The 17,571-nt window shown below is 63.8% G+C and carries 17 protein-coding genes; 6 read left to right on the top strand and 11 right to left on the bottom strand.

Annotation, left to right across the window (positions count from 1 at the left end):
• Positions 1-4 precede the first annotated feature (4 nt).
• The 3 genes from H146_RS18085 to H146_RS0101100 all read right to left on the bottom strand — a co-directional run bounded on the left by H146_RS18085 (position 5) and on the right by H146_RS0101100 (position 3,454).
• Positions 5-1,138 carry an ABC transporter substrate-binding protein gene (locus H146_RS18085; RefSeq protein ID WP_156826639.1) on the bottom strand — a complete coding sequence of 378 codons (1,134 nt, stop codon included), beginning with the start codon at positions 1,136-1,138 and terminating at the stop codon, positions 5-7.
• 105 nt (positions 1,139-1,243) lie between these two features.
• Positions 1,244-1,999 carry a glutathione S-transferase gene (locus tag H146_RS0101105; RefSeq protein ID WP_019950001.1) on the bottom strand — a complete coding sequence of 252 codons (756 nt, stop codon included), beginning with the start codon at positions 1,997-1,999 and terminating at the stop codon, positions 1,244-1,246.
• A gap of 57 nt (positions 2,000-2,056) precedes the next feature.
• Complete coding sequence (locus tag H146_RS0101100) at positions 2,057-3,454, bottom strand: aminotransferase-like domain-containing protein (RefSeq protein ID WP_019950000.1); 1,398 nt, start codon at positions 3,452-3,454, stop codon at positions 2,057-2,059.
• Positions 3,455-3,559: 105 nt separating this feature from the next.
• On the opposite strand from H146_RS0101100, the gene H146_RS0101095 reads away from it, so the two are divergent.
• Positions 3,560-4,162 (top strand): LysE family translocator, encoded by a 603-nt coding sequence (locus H146_RS0101095; RefSeq protein ID WP_019949999.1) that lies wholly within the window; start codon positions 3,560-3,562, stop codon positions 4,160-4,162.
• A gap of 26 nt (positions 4,163-4,188) precedes the next feature.
• Positions 4,189-4,752, top strand: coding sequence for a GNAT family N-acetyltransferase (locus H146_RS0101090; RefSeq protein WP_033195343.1), 564 nt, complete (start codon positions 4,189-4,191; stop codon positions 4,750-4,752).
• 6 nt (positions 4,753-4,758) lie between these two features.
• Here the strand turns inward: H146_RS0101090 and H146_RS0101085 are convergent, their stop codons facing one another.
• Together H146_RS0101085 and H146_RS0101080 are read right to left on the bottom strand one after the other, a co-directional pair.
• Complete coding sequence (locus tag H146_RS0101085; protein WP_019949997.1) at positions 4,759-5,226, bottom strand: MarR family winged helix-turn-helix transcriptional regulator; 468 nt, start codon at positions 5,224-5,226, stop codon at positions 4,759-4,761.
• Positions 5,227-5,423: 197 nt separating this feature from the next.
• Positions 5,424-6,257 carry an inositol monophosphatase family protein gene (locus H146_RS0101080; protein ID WP_019949996.1) on the bottom strand — a complete coding sequence of 278 codons (834 nt, stop codon included), beginning with the start codon at positions 6,255-6,257 and terminating at the stop codon, positions 5,424-5,426.
• Between the two features lie 192 nt (positions 6,258-6,449).
• Between H146_RS0101080 and H146_RS0101075 the strand changes: the two genes are divergently transcribed.
• The gene (locus tag H146_RS0101075; protein WP_019949995.1) at positions 6,450-8,159 is read left to right on the top strand and encodes a GGDEF domain-containing protein; all 1,710 of its coding nucleotides are present in this window, start codon (positions 6,450-6,452) and stop codon (positions 8,157-8,159) included.
• A gap of 24 nt (positions 8,160-8,183) precedes the next feature.
• Here H146_RS0101075 and H146_RS0101070 read toward each other — a convergent pair whose 3' ends face one another.
• The 6 genes from H146_RS0101070 to H146_RS0101040 form a co-directional block, all read right to left on the bottom strand.
• Positions 8,184-9,404 carry a multidrug effflux MFS transporter gene (locus tag H146_RS0101070; RefSeq protein ID WP_019949994.1) on the bottom strand — a complete coding sequence of 407 codons (1,221 nt, stop codon included), beginning with the start codon at positions 9,402-9,404 and terminating at the stop codon, positions 8,184-8,186.
• A 45-nt stretch (positions 9,405-9,449) separates the two neighbouring features.
• Entirely contained in the window at positions 9,450-9,911 is a 462-nt protein-coding gene (locus H146_RS18080; RefSeq protein ID WP_019949993.1) for a cyclophilin-like fold protein, read from the bottom strand.
• 61 nt (positions 9,912-9,972) lie between these two features.
• Positions 9,973-10,734, bottom strand: coding sequence for an SDR family oxidoreductase (locus tag H146_RS0101060; protein ID WP_019949992.1), 762 nt, complete (start codon positions 10,732-10,734; stop codon positions 9,973-9,975).
• Between the two features lie 213 nt (positions 10,735-10,947).
• The gene (locus H146_RS22030) at positions 10,948-11,766 is read right to left on the bottom strand and encodes a carboxymuconolactone decarboxylase family protein (RefSeq protein ID WP_019949991.1); all 819 of its coding nucleotides are present in this window, start codon (positions 11,764-11,766) and stop codon (positions 10,948-10,950) included.
• 102 nt (positions 11,767-11,868) lie between these two features.
• Complete coding sequence (locus H146_RS0101050) at positions 11,869-12,348, bottom strand: (R)-mandelonitrile lyase (protein ID WP_019949990.1); 480 nt, start codon at positions 12,346-12,348, stop codon at positions 11,869-11,871.
• A gap of 346 nt (positions 12,349-12,694) precedes the next feature.
• Positions 12,695-13,591: a LysR family transcriptional regulator gene (locus H146_RS0101040; RefSeq protein WP_026351668.1), complete on the bottom strand. Its 897-nt coding sequence runs from the start codon at positions 13,589-13,591 to the stop codon at positions 12,695-12,697.
• Positions 13,592-13,702: 111 nt separating this feature from the next.
• Here H146_RS0101040 and H146_RS0101035 point away from each other — a divergent pair, with 111 nt between their 5' ends.
• The 3 genes from H146_RS0101035 to H146_RS0101020 all read left to right on the top strand — a co-directional run bounded on the left by H146_RS0101035 (position 13,703) and on the right by H146_RS0101020 (position 17,562).
• Positions 13,703-14,104: a (R)-mandelonitrile lyase gene (locus H146_RS0101035; RefSeq protein ID WP_019949987.1), complete on the top strand. Its 402-nt coding sequence runs from the start codon at positions 13,703-13,705 to the stop codon at positions 14,102-14,104.
• Between the two features lie 515 nt (positions 14,105-14,619).
• Entirely contained in the window at positions 14,620-15,768 is a 1,149-nt protein-coding gene (locus H146_RS0101025) for a Fic family protein (protein ID WP_211213271.1), read from the top strand.
• Between the two features lie 75 nt (positions 15,769-15,843).
• Positions 15,844-17,562: a class I SAM-dependent DNA methyltransferase gene (locus H146_RS0101020; RefSeq protein WP_019949984.1), complete on the top strand. Its 1,719-nt coding sequence runs from the start codon at positions 15,844-15,846 to the stop codon at positions 17,560-17,562.
• The last annotated feature ends 9 nt before the right edge of the window (positions 17,563-17,571 follow it).

The raw sequence follows: 17,571 nt of genomic DNA, 5'->3' as shown, positions 1-17,571 counted from the left end.
GCGCCTACGGCGGCGCTTCTACCGCCGGCAGGGTGGCCTCGAAGGTGCCGTCGGCGGCGATCGGCATGAACTGCCGGTAGAGGGTGGTGAGGGTGCGCTCGGGGTCGAGCGCACCACACTGGCGCGGGTGTAACCAACCGGCCAGCGCTTCCAGTGCGACAATGGCGAAAGGCCCCTGGTGGTGGCCGTGCCAGAGGGCGTGAAAACGTCCCTGCTGTACCGCCTCGAGATCCGCCCATCCCGGTCGGCGCGCCACCACGGCGGCCATGTCGGCCAGCGTCACGGCGGAGTCGACGCCAAAGCCGGCGCGAATCGAGCCGCCGCGCGGCCACTGGGCGGCGGTCGCCACGATCACGTCGGGCGGATGCGACAGGATATATTCGGGATTGAGCAGATTCTCCCGCCCGGGACTCAGCCCGGCCGCGATATTGTCACCGCCGGCCGCCTTCACCAGGTCGGCCAGCCCCGAGTCGAAATTGCTGCGACAGCAGGCAACCTTGAGACCGGGTGCAATATCGATCAGCACCCGCGGTCGCTCGGGGGCGCGGGCGGCGCAGTGTTCGACACGCTGCCGGCGCTGGGCGATCGCCGCGACAAGACGCGCGGCGCGCGGCTCGGCATCCAGTACCCGCCCCAGCAGCCGCAGCGAAGGGGGCGTATCGCGCAGCGGGTGCTCGCGGAAGTCGATATAGAGTACGGGGATGTCCAGCGCCGCCAGCAGCGCTGTCAGCGACGACTGTTCCAGCTCGCCGCGGCGAGCCAGATCGAACAGCACCAGGTCGGGGTCGAGTGCCACCAGCGCTTCCGGGTCGAGCGGCGCCGACGCGCTGCCCGGCGTGGGCAGGGAAGCGAGAGCGGGGAAGGCGGCATCAAAACGCGCCTGTGCCTCGTGATCGAAGCCGTCGAGCGTGTCGCGCCAGCCGCTCAGTCGTGCCACCGGATCGTCGAGCAGCGCCGCCAGCGCGAACAGATGGCGCGGATTGTCGAGGAAAATACGCTGCGGCGGCCTGTCGAAGGTGACCTCACGGCCGGCGAGATCGGTCACCTCGAGGGGGAAAGTCGCCGCCGCCGCAGGCAAGGGCGGGAACAGAGCCGTGGCGCATAACACCCACAGCAGCAGATAACCCTTGCATCGCATGTCAAAGCCCACCCGAACCGCTCTCGAAAGAAAACGATTATCATTCGTTACCTGGCGTGGGTCAATACAGCGCAAACGCCTCTCTTGCGCGATACCGGCGCGCGATCAGGCCATGTCCAGCGCCGGATAGTGTCTGAAAATGCCCGTTTCACCGAACGGCAGGCGCCGTTCGGAGGTCAGGTACTCATCGATCAGCGGCAGTTCGCGTACGCTGTCGTGCAGCGCGATCACGCGAGGAACGCTCGCCTCGCTGGCGGCCATGGCATTGGGCAGTGCATAGCGCAGCCCCTGCACCATGTGAAACAGCGACAGATCGACATAGGAGAGCCGCCTGCCCACCAGGTAGTCGCCATTTTTCGCATTGTGCGTCAGCGCCTGCTCGAAGTAGTGCAGAAACCTCGGCAGCCGGGCGTCGATAAAGGCGTCGGCGCGGCGTCTGGCCTCCGCCTTCTGCTCTTCGTAATAGAGGCTCGGGCCGAGGGGGTGGTGCAGGTCGTGTACTTCGGCGGTGAAGTCGGTCACGGTGAGCTGCAGGCCGTTGGCCCACTGGCGGCTTTCATCATCGTCGGGCACCAGATTGAGGCGCGGGCCGAGCCAGAAGAGGATGTTGGCAACGTGGGAGAGGGTCAGCCCGCCCGCCTTCAGAAGCGGCGGGGCAAAGTGGGGATGGCCGTCCTGCCCGCCCTGCAGCAGGGCAACGACCGCCTCGGCGCCTTCCGGAGAGGCGTTGCCGATATCGATATAGTCGGCGTCGCCGGCCTCCAGCGCCAGACGGATAAATTCACCGCGCCCGGGAAAGCCCGGCCAGTAGTAGAGTTCGTAGTCCATGGTCTCCTCGCAGTGGGCGGTGCGTTGAATCACCCCTCACCGCTCCACTTTTCAGCATAGGCGGCGCTGCGCCAACAGGCGAGCGTGCCTTCAAAGCGTCTGCCACAGCGCCGGCGCCGGGCGCGACAGCGCCTCGCGCACGATCTCCAGCGCGTGGGCCAACTGCTCGCGCGAGCCGGCAGCGCTGAAACACAGGCGGATCGCCTGGGGCGCGGCGGTGCTGCCGACGCAGAACGCCTCGCCCGGTGTGACCCGTACGCCGCGGCGCGCCAGGTGCTCGATCAGCGGCGCCGCGCGCATTTCGCCGGGCAGTGTCAGCCAGACGTAGAAGCCGCCACGGCGCAGGCGGATATCGAAATCGCCCAGTTGCTCCCGCACGATCGACTCGCGCGCCGCCAGCTCCTCGAACTGCCAGTCGAGCAGTTCGTCCGCGGCACCGCTGGCCAGCCAGTGATCGACCGCCAGGGCGGTGAGCGCCGGCGGCGCCCATACCTGGTGGCGCTGCACCGCCGCCAGCCGTTCGTGCAGCGCCGGCGGCGCGCGCATCACCCCGGCGCGCAGCCCACCGCCGAGAATCTTCGCCACCGAGAAGAGAAACAGGGTGCGCTCCGGCGCCAGCCGGTAGAGCGGCGTGCCGCGCTCCTCCTGCGGCAGCAGCATGACGCCATCCTCGATCAACCAGAAGTCGCGCTGCCGAGCCAGCGCGACCAGCGCCTCGCGACGCGACTCACACAGCCGCGCGGTGGTGGGGTTGTGGTGATCGGGCATCAGGTAGAGGGCGCGAAACGGCTGGCGGTCAAAGCGCGCCGCCAGCGTTTCGACATCGATGCCGTCATCGTCAAAGGGAAGCGCCACGGTACGCAGATCGCGCTCGCGGGCGGCACTGATCAGCCCCGGATAGCTCAGCGCCTCGGCGGCCAGTCGCTCGCCGGGCGACAGCAGCGCGCCCAGCGCCAGCGAGATACCGTTCATCCCGCCCTGATCGATCAACAGCTCGTCGGCCTCGACGGGCAACCCCAGCCGTGCCAGCCAGCGCGCGTAAATATTGCGATGCGGCGCCGGCGCGCCACCCAGTGGGTAATTAACGGCACGGTCCAGCGCGGCGCCGTCACCGGCGATAGCGCCCAGTGCGCTCGCCAGTGCCGCCTGACGGCGCGGCGAGGGGGGCGGCAGCGACAGGGCGAGATCGATTGTATCCTCTTCCAGCGACGAGCCGGCCGAGGGCACAAAGGGCGACGCCTCGCTGGCAGCCTCGCGCACATAGGTGCCACTGCCCACCCGCGCCTCGACCAGCCCCTTCTGTTCGACCAGCGCGTAGGCGCGCGTCACGGTGCCCACCGTGACCGACAGCGCATCGGCCAGCCGGCGCTGTGGCGGCAGTCTGGTGCCTGCCGCCAGCTCGCCGTCGGCGATGGCCGCTTCGATCGCCTCGGCCAGCGCCCGGTAGCGTGGCCCCTTGTCGGCGAGTCGGGGTGTCCAGATTGTCATGGTATCAATAAAGCGATTGACGCCCTCTTCAGTGCCTTTATTCTTGCATTGTATCTATAAATTGTTTCCCAAAGCAATAATTGTAACCCATACAAAGGAGGTCCGATGCTCTCTTCCGGCTGGCTGCTGTCCGTCATCCTTTTCGCCATCTCCGCAACCGGCACGCCCGGCCCCAACAACGTTATGCTGACTGCTTCGGGCGCGCGCTACGGCTATCGCCGCACCCTGCCCCACATCTTCGGCATTCTGCTCGGCGGGCTGGTGCTGTTTACCGCCCTGGCGCTGGGGCTGGGAGTGCTGTTCGAGCGCTATCCTGCCGTGCAGAACATTCTGAAAGTGGCAGGCGCCCTCTATCTGCTCTATCTCGCGTGGAAAATCGCCAGCGCGCCGCCGCCGCAGCTTGAGCACCAGGGTGACGCAAAGCCGCTGACGCTATGGCAGGCGGCGCTGTTTCAGTTCGTCAACCCCAAGGTGTGGGTCATGGGGCTGGCGCTGATGGCGGGCTTTCTGCCCAGCGAGGGGTCACCGTTGCTCAACGCCCTGATGCTGGCCTTTCTGATCGAACTGGTCGCCTTTCCCTGCATCTCGATGTGGGCCGGCTTCGGCACGGTGATCGCCCGCTTTCTGGAGACGCCCCGGGCGTGGCGCATCTTCAACGTCGTCATGGGATCGATGACCGCCGCCTGCGTGCTCTTCATTGTAGGATAGGGCTTTTGGCCGAGGGGATCTTCACCATGACCGCCAATCACGACAAGCCACTGATTCGCGCCGCCGCGCAAGAGGATATGGCGGCGGTGCAGGCGATCTATGCCCACCACGTCGAGCGCGGGCTGGGCTCCTTCGAGGAGACGCCGCCGGACGTGGCGGAGATGACCGCCCGCTGGCGCAGGGTGACCGGGAGCGGGCTACCGTGGCTGGTGGCAACGTTCGACGATGCGGTGGTGGGCTACGCCTACGCCGGTTACTATCATAGCCGCTCCGGCTGGCGTTTCTGCCTCGAGGATTCAGTCTATGTACGCCAGGATGCCGGCGGGCGCGGCGTGGGCAGCGCGCTGCTGGCGGCACTGCTCGAGCGCTGCGCGGCGGGCCCCTGGCAGCAGATGATCGCGCTGGTCGGCGACAGCGACAACGCCGGCTCGATCGCGCTGCACGAGCGCCTCGGATTCAGGCGCTGCGGCATACTGCAGGCGGTGGGTTTCAAATTCGGTCGCTGGGTGGACGTGGTGGTGATGCAGCGCGCACTGGGGCGAGGTGAAGGCCCTGTACGCCAACCAGTCCCTCCAGAGCCGGCGGATTAGCCGGGCTCAGACGTTCTCGTTCAGGTGATGCTTGAGAGACCGCAGGCTATCACGCAACTGACAAAACTCCTCGCGGCTCAGGCCGGTCGCCCTGCGCGCCGCAAAGGCGACATTGCGAGCGCGGTCGCTCATTACCCTGCCTTCATCGGTCAGCGCCACTTCGACCTGACGCTCGTCCTGCCGGGAACGGCGGCGCGTTACCAGTCCCGCGGCCTCGAGGCGCTTGAGCAGCGGTGTCAGGGTGGCGGAGTCGAGCGCCAGCCGCTCGCCGATGCCTGAAACGGTACGCCGGTCCTCCTCCCACAGCACCAGCATGACAAGGTACTGGGAGTAGGTCAGATCCAGATCGCCCAGCAAACGCCGGTAGAGCTTGCTCATCGCCAGCTGAGAGGTATACAGGGCAAAGCAGAGCTGCTCTTCCAGCTCGAGAGGATTGGCATCATGCTGCTGAGTCTTGCCAGCGTCGGAGGTCATAGGCTCGTTGCCATTATAGGCTGTTGGGTTATCCGTCATCGGTCGCCACCGGGAGCGACTACAGGCAACCAATCTTTTAGTATTCTTAAGACCTTATCGAACAAAGGGCGATATGACGAGAGTGATTACCCATTCATTTGTAACATTGCGTATACCTTATCGCCCAGTGCGTCCGTTATCGGATTTCGAGCATGCGCTCAGGGCGCCAGAAAATCGAGTTTTTCCCGCAGAACTTCCCAGCTTTCGCGACTATTTGCCGCAATCATGCGCCCCTGTTGCAAAGTCGGCCGATAGGGTGAACCATCCAGCAGCGCGGCATAGCCCCCCGCTTCCTGATGGATCAGCACGCCCGCGGCGTGATCCCAGGGCATCAGTTTGGCGGTCAGCATGAAGTCGACAAAGCCGAATGCCATGGTGCGGTACTCGTGGCAGGCGCAGCCAAAGAACATCATGCGGCCGAAATCGGGAAGCAGTCCGGCCAGCTCGTACTGGGTATCCTGCGGAAAGAGACGCAGCGAGGTGGAGCCGACCATCTTCGCGACACGGGTGGTATCCGACACCTGCAGCCGGCGCCGAGTGCCGTCGGCACGGCCATACCAGGCGCCTTCACCGCGGCTGGCGGTAACCCAGTCATCCATCAGCGGGTCATAGAGCAGGCCGAAAACCGTCTCGCCGCCGCTGACCACGGCCATAATCACGCCGAATTGATTGAGATTGCGGGCAAAGTTCCAGGTGCCGTCGACCGGGTCGATGATCACCGCCATCTCGGCATCCTGAATGCGATCGAGCAGTGAGGCGTTCTCGGCGACCGCCTCCTCGCCGATGACGGTCGCGTTCGGAAAGCACTTTGCCACCTCGCGGGTCATCAGCGCTTCAGCGTTTTTATCGGCAATGGTGACCAGATCGTCAGGAGCGCTCTTGGCCTCGATCGCCTGCGGATCGAGCATACGAAAGCGCGGCAATATTTCCTCGCGCGCGGCGCGGCGTACGATGTCGATCAACTGGCGCGCAGCGTCTTCGGCTATATTCATGATCTCTCCTGGAGGTTTCAAACAGGCCTGGTTCGGATAGCAGGCAGTATATGGCAGCCTGAATCAGCATAATGCCGGCAGGGACCACTTTCGAGTCGTGCAGCGCTGCAACGCTCCTGACGATTTCAGGCATCGGTTTGTCGATCGTCACTGTCGTGATCGGCAACGGCAATACGGCAAAGAGCATGCATCATGAGCAAAGCGGCACTGAAAAGACTGCGCCACCCGGGACCGGCATTGCGACTTCTGAGCGGTGCGGCAACCGGCCTGATGCTGTCGATGATGCTGGCCATTGGGTTGTGCTGGCATTTCTATACCGAGTACGAACGCGCCGGGCGCAACCGGGTACTGATCGAGGAGCTGCATCAGGTACTGAAAAGCGCCCAGATGCTGAGCGCCGAGCGTGGCCCGGCCAATGTGGCGATGGCCTCCGGCAGCGACCAGCAGCCAGCGGCGCAGGAGGTACTTGCCGCGGCCCGCAACGCGACCGACGAGGCACTGGCCGCACTGCCGCCGTCGTTCGATGCCGCCGCCATCGAAGAAGCACTCGCGCAGGCACGCCAGCGCGTCGATGCGGTGATCGCCACGCCGCCGGCACAGCGCAGCTTCGCCGCGCTGCAGCAGGCGATCGACGCCATGATCGGCGTCAGCACGCACCTCAAGATGCGGATACAGCAAAGCGGTTCGCGGATCATCGACCGGGCCCCCGAGCTGGATGGCCGGGTCGGTTTTGCGATCTCGCTGAGCACGCTGCGCGACCACGCCGGTCAGCTCGGCTCGGCGGTCATCGCGCCGCTGACCATGCAGGTGCCGCTGCCTGACAGTACGCTGGACGAGATCAACCGCCTGATCGGCTATCTACAGGCCAACTGGTATCTGCTGGGTCTGGAAACCTCCGCCGGGATAGCGTTCGGGGGCGAGCTCGAGGCGCTGCGCGAGCAGGCCCGGGAGCGCTACATGGTTCGCGGACTGGCGCTGGTCGATGAGGTTATCCGCGACAGCCGGGCAGGCCGGCCAACCCTTGATGCCACCACCTTCAGCGATCGCTATGTGGCCGCCATGCAACCTCTTGGGGAGTGGCGTGAGCGCTTTATTGACCAACTGCGCCAGCGCTATCGGCACCTCGAGCGTCAGGCGCTGGTTCGCTTTTTGCTGTTGACGCTGCTGGCCGGGGCGGCGATTGCGCTGACTGCCCTGACCCTGGTGCGTGTCTATCGCCGCCTGCAGCTGCCGCTTTTGCGCGCCAGTGAGGATGTGATCCGCCTCGCCGACGGCCGCCAGCGCAGACGCGGACGTGTGTCGCATGATGCCACGCTCGATCCGCTGTTCGCCGCTATCGATCTGCTGGAAGCCCGGCTGGACGAACGCACGCGCATCATGCGTGATCTGAAGCGCCAGGCCGACACCGACGGCCTCACCGGGCTGCTCAACCGCAGCGCCTTCGAGCGTGCCGGCGAACAACTGATGAGCGCCCGGGGCGAGGGCGTGATCTACCTGATCATGCTCGATATCGACCACTTCAAGGCGATCAACGATACCCACGGGCATCCGGTGGGCGACGATGTGCTGGTGAAGCTTGCGCATATTCTGCAGACCGGCGTACGCGCCAACGATCCGGTTGCCCGCCTCGGCGGCGAGGAGTTCGCTCTGCTGCTGCAGGCCGAGAGCCGGGCGGCAGTGATGGAGGCGGTGCGCCGCCTGCAGTCGGCAATCCGCTCCGCCGCCGTCAGGACCAGGAACGGCGAGTGGGTACACTTCTCGGTCAGTTTCGGCGTGGTCTGCGCCGACACTCATCAGCAGTGGCAGACGCTGATGGCCCGCGCCGACGAGATGCTCTACGCCGCCAAGGAAGCGGGGCGGGATCGTATCGTCATCCGTCAGGAGCACGGCGTCACAGAGTAAACACGATCGATCCGGCCGCGGCGCTCAGCCCGGCCGGCGCGAACGCACCACGGCAACCGCGCTGAGCAGGCAGCCGGCGGCGCCCAGCGCGACCACCAGCCCGAGCGCGGCAGGCGTGCCGTCCGACCATAGCCCCACCAGCGCCGAACCCAGTACGCCGCCGCCATACTGGGTGGCACCGACCAGCGCCGACACCGCGCCGGCGTGATCGGGAAAGTCCTGCAGGGCGCCGGAGATGGCGTTGGCGATGATGAAACCGGCCATCGCCACGAACAGAAACAGCGGCAGGGCAATGCCCCACAGACCGAACCAGTCGGTGTAGGCGTTGATGGCGGCCATCAGTGCCCACAGCATGGTGCTCAACGCCCCGCCCAGCAGCAGGCGGTCGACACCGAAGCGCCCGACCAGCCGGGCGTTGAGCATATTGGTCGCCATGATACCCACCACGCCGGCGCCGAACAGCAGGCCGTAGAGCTGTGAGGGGACGCCGTAGTAGTCGATATAGGCCAGCGGCGTGCCGGCCACATAGGCGAACATGCCGGCGTAGAAAAAGGCCCCCACGCCCACGTAGCCGAGCAGGCGGGGCTGGCTCACCAGCATCATGTAGTGGCGCAGCGCACGGCGCAGGGCGTCGTCGCTGCGCCGCGCCCGGGGCAGGGTTTCGGGCAGCGTCATCAGCGCCAGCAGGGCCAGTACGCCGATCGCCACCAGCACCCAGAAGATGGCGCGCCAGCCGGCAATGGCGGCGATCTGTCCGCCCACCAGCGGCCCCAGCAGCGGGGCGATGGCCATCACGGTCATCAGCGTCGACATCATCTGTGCAGCGCGCGCGCCGTCATGCAGGTCGCGCACCATGGCCCGCGACAGCGCTACGCTGGCGCAGGCGCCGATGGCCTGCAGCAGCCGCCAAATGATCAGTGTCGGCGTGCTGTCGGCCAGCGCGCAGCCGGCCGAGCCGACGATGAACAGCACCAGACCGACGGCGACCGGCATGCGACGGCCGAAGCGGTCGCTGATCGGCCCCCACAGCAGTTGCGCAAGGCTGAAGCCGACCAAATAACCGCTGACGGTCAGCTCGATCATGCCGTTATCCGCCCCCAGCGCACGACTCATGGCCGGCATGGCGGGCAGATAGAGATCGGTCGAGATGGAGGCAAACCCCATCAGCAGCCCCAGCACGGCCATCAGGCGCCAGCCGCGCGGCGCTTCGGCGGTCTGCTGTGGGTGAGCGTTGCGGTCGGTCATGCTGAGTCCACCGGCATTGTGGTCATCGTGATGGCGAAAGAGGCGTTATGGCGAGGCCCTGCTGATACGCACCGGCACCGGGCCATCACGGTCGATGGCATCGAACGATGCGGTGAATCGGCCCAGCTTGACCAGCCCGCGGGCATAGCCGAAATCCTTGCGGAAGATGGCCAGATTACCCCAGGGCGCAAACAGGGTGATATCCCCCACGCCGGGCTGATAGCCGGCCGGCGCGTCGTCGCCGGGGAGACTGCCGGGCAGATCGGCGACCTTCTCGGTGCCGTTGCCGTAGTCGGTAAGCTCGAGCTCCAGCGGCAGCATGTCGACAAAAGCCCGTCCGGCCGCGGTATCGTCGATGGACGCGGTTATGGACTGGTCGTCGACGGTAAAGACGATCTCCATGGCGTTGGCTCCTCTTTCATCGGATGGCGCTGCGGCCTGCACCGTGACGCTCGGCAGAGCGGCCAGCAGGCAGGCCCCATACAGCAGATGACGTACACTGATCATATCGTGCGACCTCCCGGCATCACGCAATGGACCGCGGCGGGCGTCGCGGCCTCGGCTTTTGTCAGTGGGCGGTAAAGCCACCATCGACCGGCAGGGAATGACCGATCACGAAGGTCGAGCCCGGCCCGCACAGCCATACCACGGCGCTGGCGATCTCCTCGGGCCGACCGAGACGGCCGATCGGCTGCTCCTTGAGGATCTCGTCCAGTGGCAGATCGCCGCTTTCCACCATTCTCGACACCATGGGGGTATCGATGGTGCCGGGGCAGACGGCGTTGACCCGAATACCGCGCGAGGCGTACTCCAGCGCGGTACTTTTGGTCATGCCGACCACGCCGTGCTTGGTGCCGTGATAGATCGAGCGCCCCGGCAGTCCCACCAGGCCACCCAGCGACGAGCAATTAACGATGGCGCCGCTACCCTGCTCGCGCATCTGCGCCAGTTCGTACTTCATGCAGCACCAGACGCCGAACAGATTGATCGCATTGACGCGATGGAACTCCTCGCTGGTGGCGTCGGCGGTCTCGGCGGCATCGCTCTGCACGCCGGCATTGTTGAAGGCGGCATCCAGCCGTCCATAGGTGGCCACGGTCTGCGCGACGAGGCTGGCGACCTGCTCCTCGCGGGTGACGTCGCAGCCAATCCCGGTCACTTCGAAACCCTCGTCGCGCAGGCGCTGCACGCTCTTTTCGAGCTCATCGCGATCGATATCGGAGAGCACCACCCTGGCGCCTTCCTGTGCAAAAGCCCTGGCGGTCGCAAACCCCATGCCCATGGCAGCGCCGGTGACCAGTGCCACCCTGTCTGCGAAATAGTCACTCATTGGCTCATCTCCCTGATCTTCACCTCTGTCATCCATGCCCATCAGGCTAGATCAGGGCACGGCCATTGATAACAGCGACCGGGCGATAGCACTCCGGAGCTCAGTTCATGAATCCCTCGCGCGCGAGGGATCAAAAAGCTGCGGACGCTGCCCCAACCACAACGCGGCGCCTTCAAGGGGCGCCGCGTTGGGAGGGTCAGGCAAAAGCGCTCATCACGAGGCGTCGTTTGCCGGTTGATTCAGCACGCCGCGCTCCTCAAACACCGACTTGAACACCGGCATGGCGGAGAAGACCCGCGGCCAGCCGGCATAGAAGGCCAGCTGGGTCAGCACTTCCGACGCCTGCGCCTTGCTCAGGCCGTTATCCATCGCCCGATTGAGGTGGAAGGTCACCTGCTCCGCCTGGCCGGTGGCGACCAGCGCACTGACGGTCACCAGGCTACGGTCGCGCGGTACCAGCCCGGGACGCAGCCACAGATCGAGGAAGAGCACGTCGGTGGTGTAGTGCAAAACGCCCGGCGAGACGCCACCGTAAGTCTCCTGCACGATGTTCTGGCGCTGCTGCTCGGCCTCCTCGTCCAGCGGCAGGCGCTGTTCGGGCATCGCCGGCGTGTCGGCATTGCTGATGCCGCGCTCGTCGAACACCTCGTTGAGAATCGCCGTCGCCGAAGTGGCGTTGGCCCAGCCGCTGTAGAAAGCCAGATGGGTAATCAGCTCGGAGAGTTCCAGCGGCGTGACGCCGTTATCCAGCGCGCGGCGGAAGTGAAACGGCAGCTCGATGGTCTGGTTCTGCGCGATCAGCGCGGAGAGGGTGACAATACTGCGGTCACGCTGATTCAGCCCCGGCCGGTTCCAGAGATCATCAAGGACGACATCCTGGGTATAGTGGGCAAAGGCCGGCGACGTCTGACGCATTTCGGCCTGCGAAGGGCTGGGCGTATAGCGTTGCGAAGAGGAGTCGCTGGGGGTGCTGCTGCATGCCGAAACGAGCGCAGCGATGGGCAGCAGGGCAAATAGATATCCGGAGCGCATGGTAATCGATCCTTTTATAGACGACTTATGGACGACAACAGGATGATGAACGGCGATGGCTGATCGCCTCGGTAACCGCCATGGCGATTACCGAGCGGGCCATTACTGGCCGTTATACTGCTCGTCGCTGACCGCTTCCAGCCACTCCACGGCGCTACCGTCAACCTCTTCCTGGATGGCCAGATGGGTGACCGAATGGGTCGCCGTAGCGCCATGCCAGTGCTTGACGCCGGGCGGTACCCAGATGACATCGCCGGCGTTCATTTCACGCTTCTCGCCACCTTCTTCCTGCACCCAGCCGGTACCCGAAGTGACCACCAGCGTCTGACCGGCGGGATGAGTGTGCCAGTTGGAACGCGCACCGGGAGAAAAGACCACTTCGCCGGCAGTGGCGCGAGTGGCTTGCTTGCTGCCGAACAGCGGATTGATCAGAGCGTGGCCGGTAAAGATATCGTCACCACCCACCTGCGAATCGCGCTCGGCGGCAGGGGTGATCTGCGTCTGCTGGCCGGATTCCTGTGCCTGCGCGGTACCGATCAGCAGTACGCTGCTCAGCGCGGCGATCAACGTTCCCTTTTTCATGACATTTCTCCCTTGAGTGATGTTGCCGTTGACGACATTCGGCGCAGGAAACTGCACTATCGACGGCTATAGCGCCTCAATACAGAAGCGACGAATTGCTCGTTAAACGATATTACGGCATTGCCGAAACACAATTTCACAACATCATGGCAGATGCCATGCAGGAGATATGAAAACACTTATGAGGTGTTTTCATGATCGAGATTTTACGCTCGGGAAAGAGAAAGAGAGGTCTGCAAGCCCTCCCAATATTAAGTTTTAAATCAGAAAATGGCCAGAGATTTTATTTTTTCAACATCGTACAAGGCGCCATAAAAATCAAAAACAGGGTCATGCATCAGGCCATTTAATCTTGCGTCATACTTAACGCTTTTACCAGAATCGAGAAGGCCGGTGATGACTGCCGCCGGTGAGGATAATAGAGAAAATAGCCGGGGAAAGGGGGCGACCAGTCCTCCAGAACCGCCTCCAGCTGCCCCGCCTCTATCGCCTCCTGCGCCAGCCCTTCCGGTACATAGCCGATACCGTAGCCGTCGATGGCCGCCTTCAGTATCGGCGTGATGGTGTTAAAGGTCAGCTGACCGTTGACCTTGACGTTGATCTCGCGCCCGTCCTTTTCGAACTCCCACGCATAGATGCCGCCGTGGGTAGGCAGGCGCAGATTGATACAGTTGTGCCCGGTCAGCTCCTGCGGATTTTGCGGCCGGCCGTTGGCGTTGAAGTAGTCCGGCGAGGCGACCGCGCGCATGGCGAAATCGGGGCCAATGCGCACCGCAATCATGCCCTCGCTGACCTGCTCGCCGAGCCGCACGCCGGCGTCGAATTGGTCGCCGACAATATCGGTCAGCTCATAGTCGCTGACGATCTCCACCTTTATTTCCGGATACTGCTGCAAAACATGGCGCAACCTGGGCCACAGCAGCGTATCGGCGGCGTAGTCGGTGGCGGTAATGCGGAATTTGCCGGCTGGCTTGTCGCGCTGCTCCATCAGCGACCACAGCTCGTGTTCGATCTCCTGCAGAAGAGGGCCTACCCTGTCCAGCAGCTGCTGGCCCTCTGCCGTTGGCGCCAGTTTGCGCGTGGTGCGTGCCAGCACCCGAATGCCCAGCCGCTCCTCGAGATCGCGCACGCTGTGGCTGAGCGCCGACTGCGACACGCCCAGCTGCGCCGCCGCTCGGGTAAAGGTGCCGGCGCGGGCAACACTGGCAAAGGCGACAAGGCCGGTCATGTTCTCTCTTAGCATTTATGAACTCTTTGCATGGGTGCTAAAAGATATTACACGCATAGCAGCGGGTCTCGGACTGCTATGCTCTTGTTGAAGTCAACCTGAAAACCTGGATCAGGAGAGCACCCAATGGATATCAGTCGCGCAGGCTCCAAGCCTTCCGCTCAGCCGCCCGAAGAGTACTTTACCGGCACCGTGCGGCTCGACCCGCTTTTCGCCGCCGAAGCGCCGGGGCGCACCAGCGGCGCCGCCGTCACCTTCGAGCCGGGCGCACGCACGGCCTGGCACACTCACCCGGCCGGCCAGACGCTTATCGTGACAGCCGGGCTGGGTCTCGTACAGCGCAAGGGCGGGCCCATCGAAGAGATCCGCCCCGGTGACGTGGTCTGGTTTCCCGCCGACGAAGTGCACTGGCACGGCGCCTCGCCCGAAGTCGCCATGACCCACATCGCCATCCAGGAGTCGATCGACGGCTCACCGGTCAGCTGGATGGAGAAGGTCACCGACGACGAGTACCAGGGCAGGAAGTAAGGCTCGGGGACAACGGCCAGAGCGCGTCAGGATACCGCCGAGACCCGCCCCGACGGCGCCGCCTCGCCGCCCCCCTTTCAGGGCGAGCGGGGCGAGCGCGAGCTGGCGGTGGTGTTCTCAACGGCGCCTCTATTGCGGCGGGGCTGATCGATGAGGTCAGTATCCTGCTCTGCCCGGTGATCGACGGCGCCACCAGCATTCCCGCCATCTGCGACTATCAGGGTCCGCAGGGCATGGCGGCACTGGCCCCGTTCGAACTGATCGCCAGCGAGGTGTTCGAGGACGGCGTGGTGTGCTGCGCCACTGGCTGGTGGCAAACCACAGCGACTGAGCCGCCTTCTGCTGTGTTCCCTCCCTGCCGTACATAACGGCGTTATCCCCCATCGCCATGGCCGGCGGCTCGGATCGATTTCGAGAGAAGTTAAAATAGCCGCTGCCGCTATTTTAAAAAATGGCGAAAAATGAAATAGTCTTGGGCACTATTTCAATTTGCGGGTATGCCCATGCAGCGTGGGGTGACAGGCCATTACCTTCCCGGCATCGCCGGTGGCGTAAGCTGCCGCGCCTTCGTGCCGGCACCGCTACCGCCCGATCCGCCGCTTTTGCTGGACAACAAGCTGCAGGAGCGTCTTTCGCAGGCGCTCGTCGCGCTGGGGCGACTGGACGGTATCTCGACACTGCTGCCGGATACGCAGCTTTTCCTCTACAGCTATGTGCGCAAGGAAGCCGTGATGTCCTCGCAGATCGAGGGCACCCAATCCTCGCTAAGCGATCTCATGGTCTACGAGATGGACGGCATTCCCGGCGTGCCGATGGACGACGTACAGGAGGTCTCCTGCTACGTGCGCGCGCTCAACCTGGGGGTGCAGCGCATTCGCGAAGGTCACCCGATCACCTTTCGCCTGGTATTGGAACTGCATCAGGAACTGATGACCAATGGCCGTGGCACGCACCGCCGACCGGGCGAGTTTCGCCAGAATCAGGTCTGGATTGGCGGCCATCGCACCGACGAGGCGGCTTTCGTACCGCCACCGGCCAACCAGCTTGCCGACTGCTGGAGCGCCTTCGAGCGTTTTCTCAATGATGAACCCGTCGCCACTTCTGCGGTTATCAAGGCCGCGCTGGCGCATGTTCAGTTTGAAACCATTCACCCCTTCATGGATGGCAACGGCCGCCTCGGGCGTCTGCTGATTCCGCTGATTCTGGTGCAAGCCGGTATTCTTGCCGAGCCGCTGCTTTACCTTTCGGTGTTTTTCAAGCGCCACCGCCAGGCCTACTACGAACAGCTGCAGCAGGTGAGGCTGACCGGCGATTGGGAAAGCTGGTTGCTCTTTTTCGTCGACGCCATCGCCGATACCGCCCGCCATGCCGTTGCCACGGCGCAGTCGTTGAATGCGCTACTGGCGCAGGACAGGGCGCGCCTGAGCGAGCTTGGCCGTCTTTCGGGCTCGGCAAACCAGGTGCTGCAGGCCCTTTTCAGTCATCCGATCGCGAACGTCGCCACGCTTCAACGTGAGACAGGGCTGACGCCCGCTACCATCGGCAGGGTGCTGGAAGGATTGGAGACGCAGCTGGGTATGGTGCAGGAATTGACCGGCAACAGGCGCAATCGAGTGTTTGCGTATCGTGGCTATATCGAATTGTTGAGTCGCGACACGAACTGATCGAGAAAATCTTCACTGATAATATCGGAAACAGCTCCTTGAATGTTTCGGGACTGTACATTTTGTGAGGTAGATGTGGACGATACTGAGCACAAATTTCTGACGGCGCTCGAGGACAAGCTCTGGAAAGCCGCGGACAAGCTGCGCAACAACCTGGATGCCGCCAACTACAAGCACGTGGTGCTGGGGCTGATCTTTCTGAAGTATGTCTCCGATGCTTTCGAGGAACGCCAGCGCGAGCTGCTCGCGCTGTTCAAGGATGACGCCGACGACAACATCTACTACCTGCCGCGCGAGGATTACGACAGCGACGCCGAGTACGAGCAGGCGCTCAATGATGAGCTGGAAATCCTCGATTACTACCGCGAGGCCAACGTGTTCTGGGTGCCGAAAGAGGCGCGCTGGAGCACGCTGAAAGAGAGCGCCGCACTACCCATTGGCTCGGTGCTCTGGCAGAACAGCAAGGGCGAAGACGTGCGCCTGCGCTCGGTGAGCTGGCTGATCGACAACGCCCTGGAGGCCATCGAAAAGAGCAACGACAAGCTCAAGGGCGTGCTGGAAGGCATCAGCCGCTTTCAGGTCGATAACGACAAGCTGATCGGGTTGATCAACTCCTTCTCGGATACCTCTTTTACCCAGCCGACGCTCAATGGCAAGCCGATTAACCTGCGCAGCAAGGACATTCTCGGCCACGTCTACGAGTACTTCCTCGGTCAGTTTGCCCTTGCTGAAGGCAAGCAGGGTGGGCAGTACTACACGCCAAAAAGCATCGTCTCGCTGATCGTCGAGATGCTGGAGCCCTACAAGGGCCGGGTGTATGACCCGGCGATGGGCTCCGGGGGGTTCTTTGTGTCGTCGGACAAGTTCATCGAAGAGCACGCCCGAGAACACCACTACGACCCCGCCGAGCAGAAGAAGCACGTGTCCATTTACGGTCAGGAGTCCAACCCCACCACCTGGCGGCTGGCCGCTATGAACATGGCCATTCGCGGCATCGACTTCAACTTCGGCAGGAAAAACGCCGACAGCTTTCTCGATGACCAGCACCCGGACCTGCGCGCCGACTTCGTGATGGCCAATCCGCCGTTCAACGTCAAGGACTGGTGGCACGAGTCGCTGGCCGAGGATGTACGCTGGCAGTACGGCACCCCGCCAAAAGGCAATGCCAACTTCGCCTGGCTGCAGCACATGCTGCACCACCTTGCCCCCGTGGGCAGCATGGCGCTGCTGCTCGCCAACGGCTCGATGAGTTCCAACAGCGGCGGCGAGGGTGAGATTCGCCGCCGCCTCGTCGAGAAAGATCTGGTCGAGTGCATCGTCGCCCTGCCGGGCCAGCTCTTTACCAACACCCAGATTCCCGCCTGCATCTGGTTTCTGACCCGCGACAAAACCGGTGGTCTTTCACCCAACGGTGTCGAGAAGCGTCGTCGCAAGGGGGAGGTGCTGTTTATCGACGCCCGCCAGCAGGGCTATATGCGCGACCGCGTACTGCGCGACTTCACCCGTGAAGATATCGCCAGAGTCACCGACATTTTCCATACCTGGCAGCGCACCGACGCGTTTGAAGACGTACCGGGCTTCTGCGCCTCCGCCGATCTCGCCGCCATCGAAAAACACGATTTCGTGTTGACGCCAGGGCGCTACGTGGGCGCCGCCGCGCAGGAAGAAGACGGCGAACCCTTCGCCGATAAGATGGCGCGGCTGACAGCGCAGTTGAAAGAGCAATTCGAGGAAAGTGACCGGCTGGAAGCGGAGATCAAGCGGAATCTTGGGGGGCTGGGGTATGAGCTCTAACCCGAATTT

This window comes from Kushneria aurantia DSM 21353 (genome assembly GCF_000382245.1).
Lineage (GTDB): Bacteria > Pseudomonadota > Gammaproteobacteria > Pseudomonadales > Halomonadaceae > Kushneria > Kushneria aurantia.
The sequence above is the reverse complement of the archived record's forward strand: the minus strand, read 5'-3'. Positions and strand labels throughout refer to the sequence as shown.

What these genes read in the sequence shown, in the direction of transcription:
- H146_RS0101095 (WP_019949999.1), top strand. Translation starts at nt 3,560, where the DNA reads ATGCTCTCTTCCGGCTGGCTGCTGTCCGTCATCCTTTTCGCCATCTCC.
- H146_RS22030 (WP_019949991.1), bottom strand. Translation starts at nt 11,766, where the DNA reads ATGCGCTCCGGATATCTATTTGCCCTGCTGCCCATCGCTGCGCTCGTT.
- H146_RS0101100 (WP_019950000.1), bottom strand. Translation starts at nt 3,454, where the DNA reads ATGACAATCTGGACACCCCGACTCGCCGACAAGGGGCCACGCTACCGG.
- H146_RS0101085 (WP_019949997.1), bottom strand. Translation starts at nt 5,226, where the DNA reads ATGACCTCCGACGCTGGCAAGACTCAGCAGCATGATGCCAATCCTCTC.
- H146_RS0101080 (WP_019949996.1), bottom strand. Translation starts at nt 6,257, where the DNA reads ATGAATATAGCCGAAGACGCTGCGCGCCAGTTGATCGACATCGTACGC.
- H146_RS0101040 (WP_026351668.1), bottom strand. Translation starts at nt 13,591, where the DNA reads ATGCTAAGAGAGAACATGACCGGCCTTGTCGCCTTTGCCAGTGTTGCC.
- H146_RS0101050 (WP_019949990.1), bottom strand. Translation starts at nt 12,348, where the DNA reads ATGAAAAAGGGAACGTTGATCGCCGCGCTGAGCAGCGTACTGCTGATC.
- H146_RS18080 (WP_019949993.1), bottom strand. Translation starts at nt 9,911, where the DNA reads ATGATCAGTGTACGTCATCTGCTGTATGGGGCCTGCCTGCTGGCCGCT.
- H146_RS0101070 (WP_019949994.1), bottom strand. Translation starts at nt 9,404, where the DNA reads ATGACCGACCGCAACGCTCACCCACAGCAGACCGCCGAAGCGCCGCGC.
- H146_RS0101090 (WP_033195343.1), top strand. Translation starts at nt 4,189, where the DNA reads ATGACCGCCAATCACGACAAGCCACTGATTCGCGCCGCCGCGCAAGAG.
- H146_RS0101035 (WP_019949987.1), top strand. Translation starts at nt 13,703, where the DNA reads ATGGATATCAGTCGCGCAGGCTCCAAGCCTTCCGCTCAGCCGCCCGAA.
- H146_RS0101060 (WP_019949992.1), bottom strand. Translation starts at nt 10,734, where the DNA reads ATGAGTGACTATTTCGCAGACAGGGTGGCACTGGTCACCGGCGCTGCC.
- H146_RS0101075 (WP_019949995.1), top strand. Translation starts at nt 6,450, where the DNA reads ATGAGCAAAGCGGCACTGAAAAGACTGCGCCACCCGGGACCGGCATTG.
- H146_RS18085 (WP_156826639.1), bottom strand. Translation starts at nt 1,138, where the DNA reads ATGCGATGCAAGGGTTATCTGCTGCTGTGGGTGTTATGCGCCACGGCT.